Source organism: Ruegeria sp. YTSA226, assembly GCF_059609905.1.
The window spans coordinates 62662-81620 of record NZ_JBXWMQ010000007.1; the positions used below are offsets into that span (position 1 = coordinate 62662).

At 56.6% G+C, this 18959-nt stretch carries 19 protein-coding genes; 14 read left to right on the plus strand and 5 right to left on the minus strand.

Features of this window, described 5'->3' with window-relative positions; genetic code table 11:
* Positions 1-37 precede the first annotated feature (37 nt).
* The 14 genes from AC2FFF_RS11675 (at position 38) to AC2FFF_RS11740 (ending at position 13333) form a co-directional block, all read left to right on the plus strand.
* The gene (locus AC2FFF_RS11675) at positions 38-2332 is read left to right on the plus strand and encodes a bifunctional salicylyl-CoA 5-hydroxylase/oxidoreductase (RefSeq protein WP_281973174.1); all 2295 of its coding nucleotides are present in this window, start codon (positions 38-40) and stop codon (positions 2330-2332) included.
* Positions 2329-3060 (plus strand): SDR family NAD(P)-dependent oxidoreductase, encoded by a 732-nt coding sequence (locus AC2FFF_RS11680; RefSeq protein WP_281973173.1) that lies wholly within the window; start codon positions 2329-2331, stop codon positions 3058-3060. The genes AC2FFF_RS11675 and AC2FFF_RS11680 overlap by 4 nt, the downstream gene beginning before the upstream one ends.
* On the plus strand, positions 3057-3521 hold the full coding sequence (locus tag AC2FFF_RS11685; protein WP_281973172.1) for a MarR family winged helix-turn-helix transcriptional regulator: 465 nt from the start codon (positions 3057-3059) through the stop codon (positions 3519-3521). The genes AC2FFF_RS11680 and AC2FFF_RS11685 overlap by 4 nt, the downstream gene beginning before the upstream one ends.
* Entirely contained in the window at positions 3514-4314 is an 801-nt protein-coding gene (locus tag AC2FFF_RS11690; protein WP_281973171.1) for an enoyl-CoA hydratase family protein, read from the plus strand. The genes AC2FFF_RS11685 and AC2FFF_RS11690 overlap by 8 nt, the downstream gene beginning before the upstream one ends.
* Entirely contained in the window at positions 4314-5465 is a 1152-nt protein-coding gene (locus AC2FFF_RS11695; protein ID WP_281973170.1) for an acyl-CoA dehydrogenase family protein, read from the plus strand. Before AC2FFF_RS11690 ends, AC2FFF_RS11695 begins: the two co-directional genes overlap by 1 nt.
* Positions 5465-7075 (plus strand): AMP-binding protein, encoded by a 1611-nt coding sequence (locus AC2FFF_RS11700; protein ID WP_281973169.1) that lies wholly within the window; start codon positions 5465-5467, stop codon positions 7073-7075. The genes AC2FFF_RS11695 and AC2FFF_RS11700 overlap by 1 nt, the downstream gene beginning before the upstream one ends.
* Before the next feature lie 126 nt (positions 7076-7201).
* A complete protein-coding gene (locus tag AC2FFF_RS11705; protein WP_281973168.1) occupies positions 7202-8332 on the plus strand; it encodes an ABC transporter substrate-binding protein in 1131 nt (376 codons plus the stop codon).
* Between the two features lie 51 nt (positions 8333-8383).
* Positions 8384-9304, plus strand: coding sequence for a branched-chain amino acid ABC transporter permease (locus AC2FFF_RS11710; RefSeq protein ID WP_281973167.1), 921 nt, complete (start codon positions 8384-8386; stop codon positions 9302-9304).
* A gap of 2 nt (positions 9305-9306) precedes the next feature.
* Positions 9307-10287 (plus strand): branched-chain amino acid ABC transporter permease, encoded by a 981-nt coding sequence (locus AC2FFF_RS11715; protein WP_271950103.1) that lies wholly within the window; start codon positions 9307-9309, stop codon positions 10285-10287.
* Entirely contained in the window at positions 10280-11029 is a 750-nt protein-coding gene (locus AC2FFF_RS11720) for an ABC transporter ATP-binding protein (protein WP_496678003.1), read from the plus strand. Before AC2FFF_RS11715 ends, AC2FFF_RS11720 begins: the two co-directional genes overlap by 8 nt.
* A complete protein-coding gene (locus AC2FFF_RS11725; RefSeq protein WP_271950007.1) occupies positions 11026-11712 on the plus strand; it encodes an ABC transporter ATP-binding protein in 687 nt (228 codons plus the stop codon). Before AC2FFF_RS11720 ends, AC2FFF_RS11725 begins: the two co-directional genes overlap by 4 nt.
* Positions 11712-12119 (plus strand): acyl-CoA thioesterase, encoded by a 408-nt coding sequence (locus tag AC2FFF_RS11730; protein ID WP_142637803.1) that lies wholly within the window; start codon positions 11712-11714, stop codon positions 12117-12119. The genes AC2FFF_RS11725 and AC2FFF_RS11730 overlap by 1 nt, the downstream gene beginning before the upstream one ends.
* Positions 12116-12511: a RidA family protein gene (locus AC2FFF_RS11735; protein WP_142637805.1), complete on the plus strand. Its 396-nt coding sequence runs from the start codon at positions 12116-12118 to the stop codon at positions 12509-12511. The genes AC2FFF_RS11730 and AC2FFF_RS11735 overlap by 4 nt, the downstream gene beginning before the upstream one ends.
* Positions 12512-12820: 309 nt before the next feature.
* Positions 12821-13333, plus strand: a complete 513-nt coding sequence (locus AC2FFF_RS11740) for a hypothetical protein (protein ID WP_142637807.1) — start codon at positions 12821-12823, stop codon at positions 13331-13333.
* Positions 13334-13348: 15 nt separating this feature from the next.
* Here AC2FFF_RS11740 and AC2FFF_RS11745 read toward each other — a convergent pair whose 3' ends face one another.
* From AC2FFF_RS11745 to AC2FFF_RS11765, 5 genes are read right to left on the minus strand one after another with little or no spacing between them, the layout of a single operon-like run.
* Positions 13349-15148, minus strand: coding sequence for an aminopeptidase P family protein (locus AC2FFF_RS11745; RefSeq protein WP_281973164.1), 1800 nt, complete (start codon positions 15146-15148; stop codon positions 13349-13351).
* A complete protein-coding gene (locus AC2FFF_RS11750; RefSeq protein WP_142637811.1) occupies positions 15141-16136 on the minus strand; it encodes an ABC transporter ATP-binding protein in 996 nt (331 codons plus the stop codon). Before AC2FFF_RS11750 ends, AC2FFF_RS11745 begins: the two co-directional genes overlap by 8 nt.
* Positions 16133-17125 (minus strand): ABC transporter ATP-binding protein, encoded by a 993-nt coding sequence (locus AC2FFF_RS11755; protein WP_281973162.1) that lies wholly within the window; start codon positions 17123-17125, stop codon positions 16133-16135. The genes AC2FFF_RS11750 and AC2FFF_RS11755 overlap by 4 nt, the downstream gene beginning before the upstream one ends.
* Positions 17126-17127: 2 nt before the next feature.
* Positions 17128-17985, minus strand: coding sequence for an ABC transporter permease (locus AC2FFF_RS11760; protein ID WP_281973161.1), 858 nt, complete (start codon positions 17983-17985; stop codon positions 17128-17130).
* The gene (locus tag AC2FFF_RS11765; RefSeq protein ID WP_142637818.1) at positions 17982-18923 is read right to left on the minus strand and encodes an ABC transporter permease; all 942 of its coding nucleotides are present in this window, start codon (positions 18921-18923) and stop codon (positions 17982-17984) included. The genes AC2FFF_RS11760 and AC2FFF_RS11765 overlap by 4 nt, the downstream gene beginning before the upstream one ends.
* Between the last annotated feature and the right edge of the window lie 36 nt (positions 18924-18959).

The following is an 18959-nucleotide window of genomic DNA, read 5'->3' on the forward strand; positions in this document are numbered from 1 at the left end:
GCGTTTCAGGTAAAGCTGCGAATGGGGGAAGGTAACGATGCGTGTTGCATGTCTCGGCGGCGGGCCGGCTGGCCTCTATTTCGGGATTTCAATGAAGCTCCGCGATCCGGATGCCGAAGTGGTTGTTATCGAGCGAAACCGCCCGGATGACACATTTGGCTGGGGCGTCGTGTTGTCTGATGAGACGCTGGATAATCTTGCCGCCAATGACGCAGCCAGCGCGACGGTGATACGTAAACACTTTGCCTATTGGGATGACGTAGCACTTGTGCATAAAGGTCAGCGCACCGTGTCCAGCGGCCACGGATTTTGCGGGATCGGACGCAAGCAACTGCTGCTCATTTTGCAAGACCGAGCGCGCGAGCTTGGTGTCGAGATGCGCTTTGAGACCGAGGCGGCATCAGCCTCGGACTATATGATGAGCTACGACGTCGTTGTGGCTTCGGACGGGCTGAACTCCAAGTCACGGGCCGAGTTCGCAGATGTTTTTCGACCCGATATAGACCAACGACGGTGTCAGTTCGTCTGGCTGGGTACGCATCAGAAGTTTGACGACGCCTTCACTTTTATTTTTGAGGAAACGCCAAAGGGCTGGGTCTGGGCACATGCCTATCAGTTCGACCGGGATACGGCGACTTTCATCGTGGAATGCTCACAACAGACCTTCGATGCTTTTGGGTTCGGTGAGATGACCAAGCAAGAGTCCATCGCTTTGTGCGAAGACATTTTCAAAGATCATTTGGGCGGCCATCCCTTGATGAGCAATGCCAGTCATATCCGCGGCTCGGCCTGGCTGCGGTTTCCTAGGGTCTTGTGCGAAAAATGGAGTTACAAAAACCTGGTATTGCTGGGAGATGCCGCAGCGACCGCACATTTTTCCATTGGCTCGGGAACAAAGCTGGCACTGGAAAGCGCTATTGCGCTGGCTGACTTCGTCCATAAAGAAGATACGCCTGAAGCGGCTTTCGCGCGGTATGAGGACGAGCGTCGTCTTGAAGTGTTGCGCCTGCAATCGGCAGCGCGGAACTCGGTCGAATGGTTCGAGAATGTCGAACGTTACCTCGATCAGGATTCGGTTCAGTTGAATTACGCGATGCTGACACGGTCTCAGCGGATCAGCCACGAGAACCTGCGCCAACGCGATGCCAACTGGCTGGGGCATGCCGAGGCCTGGTTCATGCAGCAGTCTGGGGGCGCTGTTGATGGTATGGCCCGGCCCCCGATGTTTGCGCCATTTCGCCTGCGGGGGATGCAGTTGAAGAACCGGATCGTAGTGTCACCCATGGCACAGTACAAGGCGGTTGATGGGTGCCCGGTTGACTGGCACCTGATCCATTACGGTGAAAGGGCCAAAGGTGGCGCCGGGCTGGTATACACCGAAATGACCTGTGTCAGCGCCGAAGGCCGGATCACCCCAGGATGCCCGGGGCTTTATGAGCCCGAACACGAGGCCGCATGGGCTCGACTCACCGAATTTGTCCATGCGGAAACCGACGCCAAAATATGCTGTCAAATCGGCCATTCGGGCCGCAAAGGTTCAACCTGCATCGGGTGGGAAGGAATGGACCAGCCGCTGAAGGAAGGAAACTGGCCTTTGATATCAGCTTCGGCGATCCCTTGGTCCGACGGTAACGCTGTGCCCAGCGCGATGGATCGTGCAGATATGGATAGGGTCACGTCCCAATTTGTGACCGCAACCCGGATGGCAGATCGTGCTGGGTTTGACATGATCGAACTGCATGCGGCGCATGGCTACCTCATCTCGTCCTTTATCTCTCCTTTGTCGAACACGCGCGACGACATGTATGGGGGCAGTCTTGAAAACCGTATGCGTTATCCGCTTGAAGTTTTTTCAGCTATGCGGACGACCTGGCCCAAAGATAAGCCGATGGCGGCGCGCATTTCTGCCAATGACTGGGTCGGACCTACTGGCGTGACGCCGCAACAAGCTGTGGATATAGCGGCGATGTTCGATGCGGCGGGTGCAGATATAGTGGATGTTTCCGCCGGGCAGACTTCGACCGATGCTAACCCGGTTTACGGCCGTATGTTCCAGACCCCTTTCGCGGACCGCATTAGAAACGAATGCGGCATCAGTACTATGGCGGTGGGGAACATCTATGAAGCCGATCACGTAAATTCGATTCTCATGGCCGGTCGTGCGGATCTGGTGTGCCTTGCCCGGCCTCATCTGAACGATCCGTACTGGACCTTGCACGCGGCTACGGCGTTGGGGGACCGGCAGGAAACTTGGCCCCGCCCCTATGAAGCCGGGCGGGATCAGGCCTGGCGCCTGGCAGATCGCATGGCGGAAACGGCGGGTGAAGTATGAAACATGTCGTCATAACCGGCGGCGGCACCGGCGTTGGTGCGGCTATAGCCCAAGATTTCGCGAATGGCGGAGCAGCCGTTACCATTTTGGGCCGTACAGAGGCCAAGCTGCAGCAGCAAGCCTTGCCGTATGTCCTTTGTGATGTGACCGATGACAAGCAGGTCCTAGCTGCTATTGAAACAGCACGGGCAGAACGCGGCCCGATTTCAATAGCGATTGCGAATGCCGGCGCGGCTCATTCGCTTCCGTTTCATCGGATGACCGCCGATGATCTGCGGACCCTGACGGATGTGAATCTGGTGGGTGTTTTCAATCTATGGCAGGCGGCTTTGCCTGACATGCAAGCCGCAGGAGCGGGCCGTCTGATTGCCATCGCGTCCACCGCCGGTTTGAAGGGCTATCCATATGTTTCCGGCTATTGTGCGACAAAACATGCGGTGGTCGGGCTGACGCGGTCTCTGGCGGTCGAACTTGCGGCGACGGGCATCACCGTCAATGCGGTTTGCCCGGGGTTTGTGGAAACGCCGATGCTGGATCGCTCGATTGCGAACATCGTCGAGAAGACGGGAATGAGCGCGGAAAATGCGGTGAAAAGCCTGAAAAAGATAAATCCACAGGGCCGTTTCATCCAGGTCGAAGACGTAGCAGGTGCCGTGAGGTGGTTGTGCTCGGATGCGGCAAACTCAGTCAATGGCCACGCGCTTAGCCTGTCCGGAGGCGAGATATGAACCCAAACCCGCTTCAAGCACCATTGGAAGACCCTTCCAAAGAGAGATTGCGGTTATGGCTGCGGCTGCTCAAGACCACGCGTGGCATCGAGGCGGCGCTAAGAGAGAACCTCAGGGTAGAGTTCGACACGACACTGCCGCGTTTCGACGTGATGGCAGCCCTGTCGCGGTTCGAAGATGGGTTGAAGATGAGCGAAATCTCGGGTGCGCTGCGCGTTTCGAACGGGAATGTGACCGGAATCGTGGATCGGCTGGCTGATGACGGCCTGCTAGTGCGTGTACCTGTGCCTGGGGATCGCCGCGCCCATCGCGTACGCATGACACAAAAAGGATGCGAGGAATTCGCACGTCAGGCCGCGGCGCATGAGGCGTGGATATCCGATATTCTTGGCCAGTTTTCCGCCGAGGACGCCCGCACTCTGACAACCGAACTCACTATTTCGGAGGAAATCGATGACTAGTGAAGTCAAACATTTTCGCTGCGAAATCCGGAACCGGGTTGCAACGATTGCACTGAACCGACCAGAGCGTAAGAACCCTTTGACCTTCGACAGCTATGCCGAACTGCGCGATTGGTTCAGGGATTTGGTCTATTCAGAAGAGGTAGATGCAGTGGTGTTCGCCTCAAATGGTGGCAATTTCAGCTCGGGCGGAGATGTGCACGATATCATCGGTCCGCTAACGCGCATGAAGATGAAGGACCTGTTGCTCTTCACGCGAATGACCGGAGATCTCGTCAAGGCGATTGTGAATTGTGGCAAGCCGGTGATTGCTGCGGTGGACGGTATTTGCGTGGGGGCCGGGGCCATCATCGCTATGGCTGCGGATTTGCGTATCGCCACCCCGCAGGCCAAATGTGCATTCCTGTTCACGCGGGTGGGGCTGGCAGGGTGCGATATGGGGGCCTGCGCCATCCTGCCCCGTATCATCGGGCAGGGGCGTACGGCCGAACTGCTCTATACCGGACGCAGCATGACCGCTGATGAGGGGCTTTCCTGGGGGTTCTACAATGCGGTGGTTGATCCATCCGAGCTTGACGCTACCACGCAATCTCTGGCTGACCGTATCGTGGCTGGCCCCAATTTTGCGCATATGATGACCAAGACCATGCTGGCGCAGGAGTGGTCTATGTCGATCGAACAGGCAATCGAAGCAGAGGCGCAGGCCCAGGCGATCTGTATGCAAACCGGAGATTTTGAACGCGCCTACAAGGCCTTTGTTGCAAAAGACAAACCAGTATTCGAGGGCGATTGATGGCAGATCAGAGCTTTCTTTCGTGGCCATTCTTTGACCCTCATCACCGGGGCTGGGCGGATCGGGTGCAAGAGATTGCTCGGGGACTAGCTATTGACCATTGCGACCCGGACCAGGCTTGTCGCGATCTGGTCCGCCAGCTGGGCGACGCCGGGCTGCTGCAGCCTACTTCGGACGAAAATGGCCAATTGGATGTCAGGACGCTGTGCCTCAGCCGTGAAACACTTGCCCGCCATGATGGGTTGGCCGATTTCGCCTTTGCAATGCAGGGGCTTGGAACCGGTGCGATCTCGTTGTTCGGCTCAAAAGGCCAAAAGGCGCATTGGCTGCCGCAAACGCGCTCTGGTCAGGCTATCGCGGCCTTTGCATTGACTGAACCTCAATCGGGGTCGGATGTGGCAAATTCGACAATGACGGCTATCCGTGATGGCAACGACTTTGTCCTGAACGGTGAAAAGACATGGATATCGAACGGGGGTATCGCAGATGTCTACACCCTGTTCGCCCGTACTGGCGAGGCACCCGGGGCCAAAGGGTTGTCAGCTTTTATCATCACTCCTGATCTGAAGGGTTTCGAAGTTGTCGGGCGACTGGACACAATCGCGCCACACCCATTGGCGACTTTGCGTTTCAATGATGTGCGTGTGCCGGCTAGTGCGATGATCGGTCAAGCTGGCGCAGGATTTCGTATTGCAATGTCTGTGCTGGACCTGTTCCGCCCGACGGTGGCCGCCGCTGCGCTGGGATTTGCACGACGCGCGCTGGATGAGGCGCTGACACGGGTATCGGAACGGCAGGTGCAAGGCGCCCCGTTGTTTGATTTGCAGATGGTGCAGGGGCACATCGCCGAGATGGCATTAGATGTCGATGCTTCGGCGCTTTTGATCTATCGGGCAGCGTGGGCCAAGGACAGCGGAGCGGCGCGCATTACACGTGAGGCGGCGATGGCCAAGCTGTTTGCTACCGATCAGGCGCAGTTGATTATCGACAAGGCGGTTCAGTTGTTTGGTGGCGACGGGGTGCGTTCTGGGATGGCGGTTGAATCTCTGTACCGAGAAATCCGTGCCTTGCGCATCTACGAGGGCGCCTCGGACGTTCAAAAAGTAATTATTGCACGTCAGACGATGGCCGCACACATGGAGGGAAGGTGATGCTTGGACCGTCTGCACATACCGACACGTTCAGCCGCGATAACCTGCCCCCCCAGGATCAGTGGCCCGACTTCCTGTTGGCGGGTTTTGCATATTCCGATCATGTGAATGCAGCATATGAGCTGACCGATGCCATGGTTGCCAAGGGCTTTGGTGATCATACCGCTTTGATCGGCAATGGTCGGCAACGAACATATAAAGAGCTCAGCGACTGGACCAACAGGCTGGCACATGTATTGGTCGATGACTTGGGGGTCGAGCCGGGAAACCGGGTGCTGATCCGATCGGCTAACAATCCGGCAATGGTTGCGTGCTGGCTTGCCGCAACCAAGGTGGGTGCGGTCGTCGTCAATACTATGCCGATGTTGCGCGCTGCAGAACTGACGAAAACTGTCGATAAGGCGGAAATCCAGTTTGCATTATGTGATACCCGGCTGATCGACGAAATGCAGTCCTGCGCCAGTGATAGCCGGTTCCTGCAGCGGGTCGTCGGGTTCGACGGAACTTCAAACCACGATGCCGAGCTTGATCGTCTTGCACTTGAAAAGCCGGTACAGTTCGATTGCGTTAAAACCGGGCGCGACGACGTGGCCTTGTTGGGTTTCACCTCCGGCTCGACAGGTGAACCCAAGGCCACCATGCATTTTCACAGAGATATTCTGATCATTGCCGACAGCTATGCGCGTGAGGTGTTGCAGGTCGTTCCAGAGGACGTTTTTGTTGGTTCTCCACCTTTGGCCTTCACATTCGGGTTGGGTGGTTTGGCGGTGTTTCCGTTGCGGTTCGGCGCGACTGCAACCCTGTTAGAACAAGCCTCGCCTGCGGGCATGATCGAGATAATCGAAAAATACAAAGCGACTGTCTGTTTCACTGCGCCAACCGCCTATCGGGTCATGCTGCAGGCGATGGATGACGGTGTTGATCTGTCTAGTCTGCGTGCGGCCGTGTCGGCGGGCGAGACCTTACCGCAGCCAATCTATGACGAGTGGATTTCCAAGACAGGCAAACCAATGCTCGACGGGATCGGCGCGACCGAGATGTTGCACATCTTTATTTCAAACCGGTTTGACGATCACCGCCCGGCCAGTACCGGCAGGCCGGTTACCGGATATGAGGCCAAAGTGTTAAACCCAGACGGTACCGAAGCTGCAGTTGGGGATATCGGACGCCTGGCTGTACGTGGTCCGACAGGGTGCCGGTATCTGAATGATAAGCGGCAGTCGGGTTATGTAACAGATGGATGGAATATCACTGGTGACAGCTTTTATCGGGACGCGGAGGGGTATTTTCATTTTTCTGCGCGCAATGACGACATGATTATCTCGGCCGGATACAACATCGCCGGACCCGAAGTCGAAGCCGCACTTCTGGCGCATGAGGCCGTTGCGGAATGCGCGGTGATCGGCGTCCCAGATACTGAGAGGGGTCAAATTGTCCAAGCACATGTTGTTCTGGCTTCAGGCACGGCTGATGACGCTATGCGCGAAGCCCTTCAGGCTCATGTGAAATCTATGATTGCCCCGTATAAATACCCGCGCTCGATCCGGTTCTGCGATGATTTGCCCAAAACCGCGACCGGAAAAATCCAGCGTTTCCGCCTGAAATCATGATCAATGTATGTAGAATATAGCGGGCAGAAAGAATGTAAGAAAAAGACCGAATTGCCAAAGGCATAGACCGAACGTTGAGAATAATGACATAAATCGCGTTCATAGGGCCAACGAAGGGAGAAGACGATGAAGAGACTATTGGCGGCTGCAGCGATCACCGCGCTGTGCGCGACGGGTGTTACAGCGGAAGTTAAGGTGGGGATGATCACAACGCTTTCAGGCGGCGGGGCCGGTTTGGGCATCGACGTACGGGATGGGTTCATGCTTGCGATTGCTCAATCGGGGCGGGATGATATCGAGGTGGTGATCGAAGACGACCAGCGCAAACCGGATATCGCGGTACAGCTGTCAGACAAGATGATCCAATCCGAACGTGTAGATGTGATGACCGGTATCATCTGGTCAAACCTGGCGATGGCGGTTGTGCCAGCCGCCGTGAACCAGGACGTTTTCTATCTGTCACCCAATGCGGGCCCGTCACCTCTGGCGGGGAAGGGCTGTCACCAGAACTATTTCAACGTCGCCTGGCAGAACGACAACCTGCACGAGGCCGCGGGCGCATACGCCAATGGTGCGGGTTACAAGAGCAGCTTCATACTTGCTCCGAATTACCCGGCGGGCGTCGACGCGCTGACTGGCTATAAACGCTTTTTCGAAGGTGATCTGGCCGGTGAGATCTATACCGAGCTTGGCCAGACTGATTATGCAGCTGAAATCGCGCAAATCCGCGCAAGCGATGCGGATAGCGTATTTTTCTTCCTGCCCGGCGGGATGGGGATTTCGTTTCTGAAGCAATATGCCGACAGCGGGATCGATCTTCCAGTTGTTGGCCCAGCCTTCAGCTTTGATCAGGGCATTCTGCAGGCGGTAGGCGATGCGGCGCTGGGCGTGGTGAACACTTCGCAGTGGAACAAGGATATCGACAACCCGACCAACGCTGCCTTTGTTGAAAGCTTTCAGGCAAAATACGGACGTCTTCCCTCGCTTTACGCCAGTCAGGGATTCGATACCGCCAACCTGTTGCTTGCCGCGCTTAACAAGGCTGACCCGTCAGATGTGGATGCCTTCCGCGAAGCGCTGAGGGCGGCGGATTTCAACAGCACACGAGGGGATTTCAGCTTTGGCCCGAACCATCATCCGGTTCAGACCATCTATGCGCGCGAAGTGATCAAAGAAGGTGATGTATTTACCAATAAGATCCTTGGCGTAGCTCTTGAAAACCACTCTGATGCCTACGCGGCCGAGTGCAAAATGTAACTGAATTTCTGCCTGCCCCTAAAAGTGGGCGGGCAGATCACCGGAGTTTCCATGTCCTCGATCCTGATTATCGAGCAGATCCTGAACGGGCTGCAGTTCGGCGTCATGTTGTTTTTGATGGCTGCTGGCCTGACGCTGATCTTCGGGGTGATGGGCCTGATCAACCTGGCCCATGGCTCTTTGTACATGGTGGGTGCATTTGCCGCTGCAGCAGTTGCAGGGGCGACCGGGTCATTTCTGCTTGCTTTGATTGCTGCTCTGGCTGCGGCCGCACTGGCAGGGGTGATCGTAGAAATGCTCGTTATCCGGCGGCTTTATCAGGCACCACATTTGGATCAGGTTCTGGCCACCTTTGCACTGATCCTGATCTTTTCCGAAGGGACAAGGTGGGTCTTTGGGTCTTTCCCATTGTTCCTGGATATTCCAGCTGCACTTTCGGGTCCGATCACGCTGCAGGGCGGGATTGAATATCCCCTCTATCGCCTAACCCTGATCGGGATTGGTCTTGCTGTTGCTGTAGGTTTGTGGGCCCTGATCGAACGCACGCGTTTGGGTGTGCAGATACGGGCCGGTAAGAACGACCGGGAAATGATTGCCGCACTGGGCATCGACATCTCGAAACTTTACACGTTGGTCTTTGCACTAGGGGCGGGGCTGGCGGGGCTTGCCGGTGCTTTGGTTGGGGCAATTCAGTCGGTACAGGTGGGCATGGGTGAACCTGTTCTGATCCTGGCCTTCGTGGTTATCGTAATCGGTGGCATAGGCTCAGTTCGGGGGGCGTTCATCGGGGCGCTGTTGGTTGGGCTAACCGACACGCTGGGCGGGGTTTTCCTGCCCGAGCTGTTCAAACTGTTCATGGAACCGGGAGCCGCTCAGAAAAGCGGCTCGGCTCTGGCGTCAATGGGAATCTATGTTCTGATGGGATTGGTCCTGATCTGGCGCCCAACAGGTCTGTTCGGAGCCCGCGCATGAGAATGAATGAAAGATACATCAATGGCCTGATGATCGCCGGCCTGCTGGCGCTGCCCCTTTGGGCGCTGGCCGCGGACCAGCCCTTCACAATCACGCTTGTGACGCGGGCGGTGATCTTGGCGCTTGCAGCGGTTGGTCTGAATGTCATCCTGGGAATCGGGGGGTTGGTCAGCTTTGGCCATGCTGTTTTCTTCGGGATCGGCGGCTATGCGATGGGCATTCTGACCTATCACGCGCAGACCTACACGGCACTGGATCTGGGCTTGATTTCTATCGAAGGCAGTAAATCCATGCCCGTGATCTGGATAGTTGCGATGCTTACTTCGGGCATTGCTGCCTTTTTCGTCGGTCTTCTGTCCCTAAGAACGTCAGGCGTTTATTTCATCATGATTACGCTGGCCTTCGGACAGATGTTTTACTACTTCGCGATTTCTTGGGCGCAATACGGGGGCGAAGACGGATTATCCATCTATGTTCGCAACGGTTTTCCCGGCCTCAACACATTGGATCCGATCCAGTTTTACGGCATCTGTTTCGCGCTGCTATGTCTCGTCCTGTTCCTGTTTGCGCGGATGCAAGCCGCGCCATTCGGGCTGGCTCTTAATGCGACACGGCAATCTACGGCGCGAGTCGAGACTGTGGGATTGAACCCCATGCGGCTGAAACTTCTGGCCTTTGTTCTGTCCGGCGCTGTCACTGGTCTGGCCGGGGCGCTGTTTGCCGATCTCAACCGGTTCGTTTCGCCGTCTATGTTCAGTTGGCAGCTTTCGGGCGAATTGATTGTGCTGATAATCATCGGAGGTGTCGGACGCCTGATGGGTCCGGTAATTGGGGCTTGCGTGTTTGTCGCGCTCGAGCATTTTCTGGGTGAACTAACCGATTTCTGGCATGTATATTTGGGTATTGTTCTGCTGTGCATCGTTCTGTTTGGTCGCGGTGGCCTGATTGGGCTGCTAACCGGGAAAGAGGGGGCACATGTCTGATCCCGTCCTTGCCACCGAGAGTCTGAACAAAAGCTTTGGTGCGTTAAAGGCTACGGATAACGTCTCGATTGATCTCAGGCGAGGAGAGATCCACGCCATCATTGGTCCGAATGGAGCGGGAAAATCCACGTTGATCCAGCAGATTTGCGGAGGTTTGCAACCGGATTCGGGGCGTGTTTTGCTGTGCGGACAGGATGTGTCGGACCTGGGCACGCAAAAGCGGGCAAGGGCAGGGATGGGGCGGACGTTCCAAATATCTGAACTGTGCATGGAAGATACGGTTCTGGAAAATGTCGTGTTGAGCGCCATGGGGGCGGAAAACCTCGTATGGCGGTTCTGGAAACCTGCCTTGAAACGGTCAGAGCTGCTCGAAAGGGCCGAGGCTGCGCTGGAAAGGGTGGGCCTGGGCGATGAACGCGAAACGCGTTGCGCAAATCTCAGCCATGGTCAACGCCGCCAGCTTGAAGTCGCCGTGGCTTTGACTTTGTCACCTCGGGTCTTTGTCATGGATGAACCGATGGCCGGGCTTGGCGCTGGAGGGTCCAAGCGGTTGACCGGGTTTCTTGACGGTCTGCGGGAAGAGGCGCCCATCCTGCTTGTCGAACATGATATGGACGCCGTTTTTGCGCTGGCTGATCGGATCAGCGTATTGGTCTATGGCAAGGTGATTGCAACCGGGACGGCAGATGAAATCCGCGCAAGCCGTGAGGTGCGCGATGCCTATCTGGGGGATGAGGCATGACTTTGTTGCGGGTAGAAAACCTGACCGCGACATATGGCGTCAGTCAGGCTTTATTTGGTGTCGATCTTTCTCTGGCGCAGGGCGAGGTTACAGCCCTTATGGGGCGCAATGGGATGGGCAAGACCACGACTGTCAAAGCCATTTGCCGGATGATCCGGTCCGAGGGCACCCTGTCGCTGAACAATCAGAATCTGCACGCTTTGCCCAGCTATAAGGTCGCGCGTCTTGGTGTCGGGCTGGTACCCGAGGGGCGCCGGTGCTTTGCCGACCTGACGGTGCGCGAGAATCTGATCGCCGCTGCCAGACCCGGTGCCTGGACATTGCAGAAGGTGGCTGAACTGTTCCCACGGTTAGAGGAACGTCAGGGCCAAAGGGCAGCCTCACTATCCGGCGGAGAACAACAGATGCTGGCTATCGGGCGCGCCCTGATGACAAATCCGCAGCTCTTGATCCTCGATGAAGCAACCGAAGGGCTGGCTCCGATCGTGCGACAGGAAATCTGGTCGGTCTTGCATCGCCTGAAACAGGAAACCAATGTTTCGATCCTGTTGATCGACAAGTCTCTGAAAGAGTTGGCGCTGGTGTCTGACCGCGCGGTCATTCTTGAGCGCGGTAAAACAGTCTGGTCTGGCGCGATGGTGGATCTCGGTCATGACATCACAGAAAAATATGTGGGGGTCTGATGACTTTTGAATTCCACCAAAAGGTTCTGTTCAAACATTGCGACCCGGCGGGGATTGTCTTTTTCCCGCGCTATTTCGAGATGATCAATGATTGCGTTGAGACCTATTTCGATCAGGTGCTGTGCAAACCGTTTGAAGAGATTCATCCTGTTGGCGCAGTGCCTACCGCACAGATACAAACCCGATTTTCAGCGCCCAGCCGTCACGGTGACCATTTGATATTCCGGATGAAGATCACAAAGATCGGACGCAGTTCAGCCGAATACTCGGTCGTGGCCAGTTGTGCGCAAGAGGAGCGACTGACAAGCGTAGCAACGCTTGTTCATGTAGATTCAAAGGGCGGTCCAACGGCCTGGCCCGCAGACATCCGTAAAAAACTCGAGGCATTCAGGGACGACGCGCTATGAGCCACAAGACAATTCACCCCGACGGCTGGTTGCCTGCCAAAGGATATGCCAATGGCGTTTTGACCAAAGATGGAACGTTACATATCGGCGGGCAAATAGGATGGGACGCGAACAAGAAATTTGTCAGCGGCGGGTTCATCGGACAGATGAAACAGGCGCTGCAGAATATCGTTGATATTGTCGAGGCCGCTGGTGGCTCGGCCCGCGATGTGACCCGCCTGACCTGGTTCGTAACAGACAAACGCGAATATCTGTCTCTGCAAGCCGAAGTTGGGGCCGCCTATCGTGAGGTTTTCGGCAGGCATTTTCCTGCGATGTCAATGATCATCGTGGCGGGTTTGGTCGAAGACGAGGCCTTGTTGGAAATTGAAGCGACAGCACATTTATCCTGAAGGCAAGCGACATTGAAACGGGCCCAGCGGAATGAATTTGAGCGATTTTCACCATAGGAGGTGAGAATTCTGCCAAACCTCTTTTCTGAAATCACAGGGCCGCCGAAGCGGGTTGCAGCGGCCTAAACCGGGCTGGATTTTGCGCTCGTACCAGAGTGAAAAGGCCAACGTGCAGGGCGTAACCAAGTCATTTGGGCGACCGATTGAATGGTGAGGGGAGACAAAGACAAACTTCCGCCGCTATTTCGTCAGATCAATCACAAATTCATATCTCAAACAGATCCTCAACAAAACATGAGGGTCGACGCAGTGAAAAGAGTCACAAGGCATCTAAGTCTCGAAAGACGGCGGTTGTCGCTGATTGCGGCTCTGGCTTTTGCCTCGGGTTTCACTCTTTACTCACATATAGAGGCAACGCGTTTCGGATTACCCGTCCCGGTTGTTATCGGCCTGATCTATATGGCTGTCATTGTATGCGCGACGGCTCTATCCACCTATTTCCTTCCTGGCTTGCGCCGCGTCACGGATACGGTGGCGATGACGCGTCTGGCATTTGCTCTTTGGGTGGCCGGAACCCAAAGCCATGAGATCGCAGCCTCGCCCACAATCAGCGCCGCCGTTGTGGTAGGGGGCGCGATCTTCGTGTTGCAAACGGGTTCTTTGGTTCAAAAGCTGGCCGGTAATCGACCGGATTTCGGCTTTGTCCCTCACATTGTTGGAAACACGCGTCTGTTTCTGGCCTGGTTGGATAACGCCTGCGAATATCAGGGTGCCCGGGTCCAGCCGGTATTTGCAGGAAAGACGCCTCGAACGGTGGTCTGATGGCAAAACTCTGGTTTATTTGGTCAGCGTTGCACAGGCCGTCTGGGCCCATCTAAGGGCCAGAGGCGAAAGATGCGGCCCGACCTGTCTGAGAACCTTGACATGATAGTCATTGATCCAGTCAATTTCTGACTGATTCAGCATATCTGGCATCAACATATCCGTCTGGATCGGGATCCAGGTCATGTTCGAGAACTCCAGAAATCCGTCATCTGCCTCGACAATTTCGAACAGGTTTTCGATGCGAATGCCGAACCTGCCGGCCTCGTAATATCCCGGCTCGATCGACATAACCATGCCAGGCATCAGGTCGACCGGGTTGTAAGGTTTGCCAATGCGCTGCGGATGTTCATGGACAGACAACCGGTGGCCAATTCCATGACCCGTTCCGTGGTCATAATCCAATCCCAGATCCCACAGCGGGCGGCGACAGATTGCATCAATGTGATGGCCCTGTGTGCCTGCAGGAAAGCGCAGCGTGGCCAGAGCGTGAAAGGCCTTGAACACTGCGGTATAGGCCCGGTCATATCCATCAGGCCGCTGAGGCCCGAACGAAAAGCTGCGCGTGGCATCCGTTGTGCCGGTGTCGTACTGCCCCCCGGAATCCAGCAGGTATGTGCCCCGCGGTTGGATCGGAACGGTATTGTCGACCTCGGTAGCGTAATGACACATCGCGGCATTGCCATCGGCGGCCGAGATTGTGTTGAAGCTTTCGTGGATGAACCCATCCTGAACGCTGCGGAAGGCCAATACCCGCTGTTCTGCTTCGCGCTCGGTCACCGGTTCAGCCTGTTTCTGTACCTGAGCCGCCAGCCAGGCGCAGAATTCGGTCCAGGCGATCCCGTCCCGGATATGGCAAGCGCGCAACCCTTCCAGTTCCGTTGTATTCTTGCGGGCTTTGGTTTTGCTTAACAATCCGTTGACCGGCACGCCCTTTGCTCCGGTACGCTCCAGCACTTGTTTGACCGCCGTCGGCGAAAAATCGGGGTCGAAAATCACAGCTTGGCCGGGCGCTGTAAGATCACTGAGTGTAGACAGAAAACCATCCGGCGCCTGAACCGAAACATTTTCCGGCATGTGGTCAGTGACATCGGCATCCAGTTTTTGGTCAGACACGAACCAGTGAACCTGGCCCGAGCTTTGCAACAGAAGGAAAGAGTTGGGAACAGGGTTGAAAGCCACGTCTGAGCCACGCACATTAAGCAGCCAGGCGATGTTGTCGGGCTGAGTTTCCACCAGCAAGTCGGCCTCTCGGCGTGTTAGCTCAGTGGCCAGATCCGAGATCTTTTCACCCGCCGCCCGGCCCGAAAACTGAAGTGGAAATGGCTCGATCTGTCCTTGGGGGGCAGCGGGTTGGTCGGTCCAGATTGCATCGACCGGATTTGAAGCTGTCGCCACCATCGTGGCACCGCTGCCTTCCAGCCCGCGCTCAAATCGGTCAAACCAGACCGGCGGTAGGTGCATCGAGTCAAAGCCGATTTTCCATCCTTTCTGTGCAACGGCGGCCAGCCAGTATTCGGGCGGCTCGTTAAACAGATGATGGTGCGAGAAAACAGCCTCGGCACACTGGTTTGCAGCCTGTACCACATAGCGGCCATCGACAAACAAAGCGACAGTTTCGGGTGTGACGATGGCCATGCCTGCCGAGCCGCTGAAGCCAGTTACAAAGGCGAGGCGTTCATCATGAGGGGCAACATATTCGCCCTGATGTGCGTCGTAGCGGGGCACGATAAAGGCATCCAGACCTTGTGCTTTAAGCTCTGCGCGCAAGGCCGAAACAATCGCGGATCGGTCGGTTCCGGGGGCATCAAGCATCGGCATTTATCTCTTCAACATGGTGACAGGCGACCTCGCCACGATTTTCAAAAGGCATCAGGGCAGGCACTTTGGTTTCGCATATGTTGCTGGCGTGAGGGCACCGGACATGGAACGGACACCCTGAGGGCATGTTCAGTGGTGAAGGCAGCTCTCCCTCAAGCCGCTTGACGGCACCGCGGTTGTCGGGGTCCAGCGAAGGGGCGGCTGAAAGCAGAGCTTGGCTGTAAGGGTGGGAGGGGGCGGAAAACAAAGTTTCGCTGTCGCCGATTTCAACGATCCGCCCAAGGTAGATTACCGCGACCCGGTTTGAAACATGACGGACAAGCCGCAGGTCATGGGCCACAAACAGGATTGTCAGATCAAGTTCCCGCTGCAGGTCCAGCAACAGGTTTACCACCTGCGCCTGAACCGAAACATCTAGTGCCGAGACCAGTTCGTCCGCAATCAGAACTTCGGGTTCGACCGCCAATGCGCGCGCAATGGCGATCCGCTGACGCTGACCTCCGGAGAATTCGTGCGGCAGCTTGTCTTGCGCGTCCTTCGGAAGGCGGACCAGATCAAGCAACTCGGCCACACGGTCGGGAATTTCTGCTTCTGGGCGCATGTTGTGAACGCTCAGGGCTTCGGCCAGAATTTGCTCTGTCGTCATCCGGGGATTGAGCGATGAATAGGGGTCCTGGAACATCATCTGAACCCGGCGGTTATAGGTGCGGTCAGCTTTGATTTCGCCGTCGAATATGTCCTGACCTTCAAAGTAGATTGAACCGTCGCTGGGCTTATGAAGGCGCACGATACACCGGGCTAGTGTGGACTTTCCACACCCGGACTCTCCGACGACGCCCAGAGTTTCGCCGCGGGTCAGATCTAGGCTGACACCATTCAGCGCCCGTACTTCGCGACCAGGACGCCGCGAAATGACATCGCCGATGCTGCGGCCCATTGGGAACCGCAGATGCAGGTCGCGGATTTGCATCAGGGCAGTCATGCGGCGTTCCCTTGGGTTTTGGTTATCGGGTTGAAACAGGCGACCTGTCTTTGATCGGTGATCAGGGTCATCGCTGGGCGCTCTTGCGCGCAGGCGTCTATGCATGCGGCACAGCGCGGTGCAAACGCGCATCCGGCAGGCAGGGCATCCAGTGCGGGCGGCACTCCGGGAACAGAATATAGCGGCGTGCGAGGAGCGATGTTTTCGGGCACAGACCGCATCAGACCCACAGTGTAGGGGTGATGCGGTGCCCGCAGCACATCGCGGACCGGCCCTTGTTCGACGATCCGTCCCGCATACATAACGGCCACGTTGTCGCAAGTCTGGGCAACCACGCCAAGATCATGGGTGACCAGCACAACCCCCATATCCATATCCTGCGCTAGTCGCAGGATCAGATCGAGGATCTGGGCCTGAATGGTCACGTCCAGAGCTGTGGTGGGTTCATCCGCCAGCAACAGTTTGGGTTCTGCGGCAAGCGCTATTGCGATCATGACCCGCTGGCGCATTCCGCCGGAAAATTGGTGAGGATAATCCTTCAAGCGTTGCGCTGCCGAGGGGATGCCGACAAGGTCCAGCATTTCGATTGCCCGATCCAAGCGCGCGGCGCGGGGCAGGTCGGTATGGGCACGCAGGGTCTCTTCCAGTTGCAGTCCGACTGTCAGCAGCGGGTTCAGCGAGGTCATCGGTTCCTGAAAAATCATCGCGATTTCGCGACCCTGAAACCGACGAAGAGCCCTGTCTGACATGGATATCAGATCACGCCCATTCCAGCGCACCTGGCCGGTCACGTCGCCATAGCGGCGCGCCAGCCCCATGATCGAGCGCAACGTGACGCTCTTGCCCGACCCGCTTTCGCCGACCAGCCCCAAAACCTCACCCCGGTTCACGCCGAAACTGACATTGCGCAGCGCAGGCAACGCGCGACCGTTCTTGTGAAAGGTTGTGCATAGCCCGGTTACTTTTAGAAGTTTCGTTTGGTCCTGCATCGCTATCCCCGCGGTCTCAGCAGATCGGCAAGCCCATCGCCCAAAAGCGAAAAGCCAAGGCCGGTCAGAACGATGGCGATGCCGGGCATCAGGCTCAGCCACCAGGCGGTCGAGATAAAGTTGCGCCCTTCGGCGATCAGCACGCCCCATTCGGCCTGCGGTGGTTGCGCCCCCAACCCCAGATAGCCAAGGGATGACCCCAGCAAGATCACCAGCGCCATGTCGGTCATCCAATAGACGATAACCGGCGTTATCGCGTTTGGCAGCAGGTGGCGGAAGATGATGCGGCTGTCGGAATATCCCATCACCACCCCGGCCGAGGCATAGTCATTCCCCATTTGAGCGATCACCTCGGCCCGCATCAGGCGCGCATAATAGACCCAGTAAACAACTGAAATCGCGATATACATGTTGATCAGGCCCGGCCCTAGAACCGCAACCACGGCAATGACAAGAACCAGGAAAGGAAAGGTGATTACAGCGTCAACGATGCGGCCAAAGATCATGTCCGCGATGCCGCGATAATACCCGACCAGCGCGCCAACCGTTATACCGGTGACCAATGCGAATACAGTCCCGAAAATTGCCATCTGCATGTTGACCTGATAGGCCCAGATGACGCGGGATAGGCTGTCGCGCCCTAACAGATCTGTGCCGAACGGATGTGCCCAGGATGGTGGTTGGCGCAGGGCCAGATAGTCGATTGCGCTTGGGTCATAGGGCGCGAATACGCCGGGAAACAGGGCAAGCAGCACCGAAAACCCGATGATGATGCACCCGGCCACGAACCCAGGTTTGCGCAAGGCCCGCTGCATGAAGGTGGGGCGCTGCGAGGTGCTGTTGAAGGTCGCGTCACTCATTGCAGGCGCATCCTTGGGTCAAGGCGACTCTGAAACAGGTCGGTCATCAGGAAAACCACGGAAACCAGAACAGCAAATGTCAGGGTCAGCCCCTGAATCAGGGGGTAGTCGCGGGCAAAGATAGCCTCGAGCATCAGGCGCCCCATTCCGGGCACGGCGAATACGGTTTCGGTGACCAATGTCCCGCTCATCAGATTGCCGATGGACAGGCCCAGCAGGGTTACCGTGGAAATCAGCGCATTGCGCAGGACGTGGCGACCCAGAACCAAACGAGGCGGCAGGCCTTTGGCACGCGCGAACTGAACATATTCGGCGTCCAGAACCTCGATAATCGCGCTGCGCAGGTTCCGCATGATGATGGCCGAGGTGTAAAGCGCTACGGTCACTGAAGGCAGGAACAGGTGATAGAGCCGCTCGGTAAAGGTGTCGCCATATCCTCCGACCGGAAACAGGCGCAGCTGTGCTGCCAGAAAGGTCAACAGAACGAGGCCAATATAGAACACCGGCATCGACAGCCCGATCTGAAAGACGGTGCGGATCACCGCATCAGGCCAGCGGCCCCGGTTGAGCGCAGCAACAAAGGCCAGCGGACCGGCAATCAGCAGCGACAAAACCACCGAATACACGGTCAGGAAGACAGTGATAGGAAGACGGTCAGAAATCACATTGATCACATCCGAGCGCATCAGGATAGACCGACCCAGATCGCCCTGCACGGTATTGGTAAGGAACAGCCAGAATTGCACCAGCATAGGTTCGGTCAACCCAAGCCGTTCACGGATGGCCTGGATGTCGGCGTCCGAGGCACGATCACCGGCCATCGCAATGGCAGGGTCTCCCGGTAGCAATCGAACAAGAAGAAAAATAATGATCATGACCAGAAAAAAGGTCGGGATCATCATCAGGAGTCGTTTGAAGATATAGGACAGGCTGGACAAAGCGAGCTCCGCAAATTTGTCCCGCCGCCTGAAAGC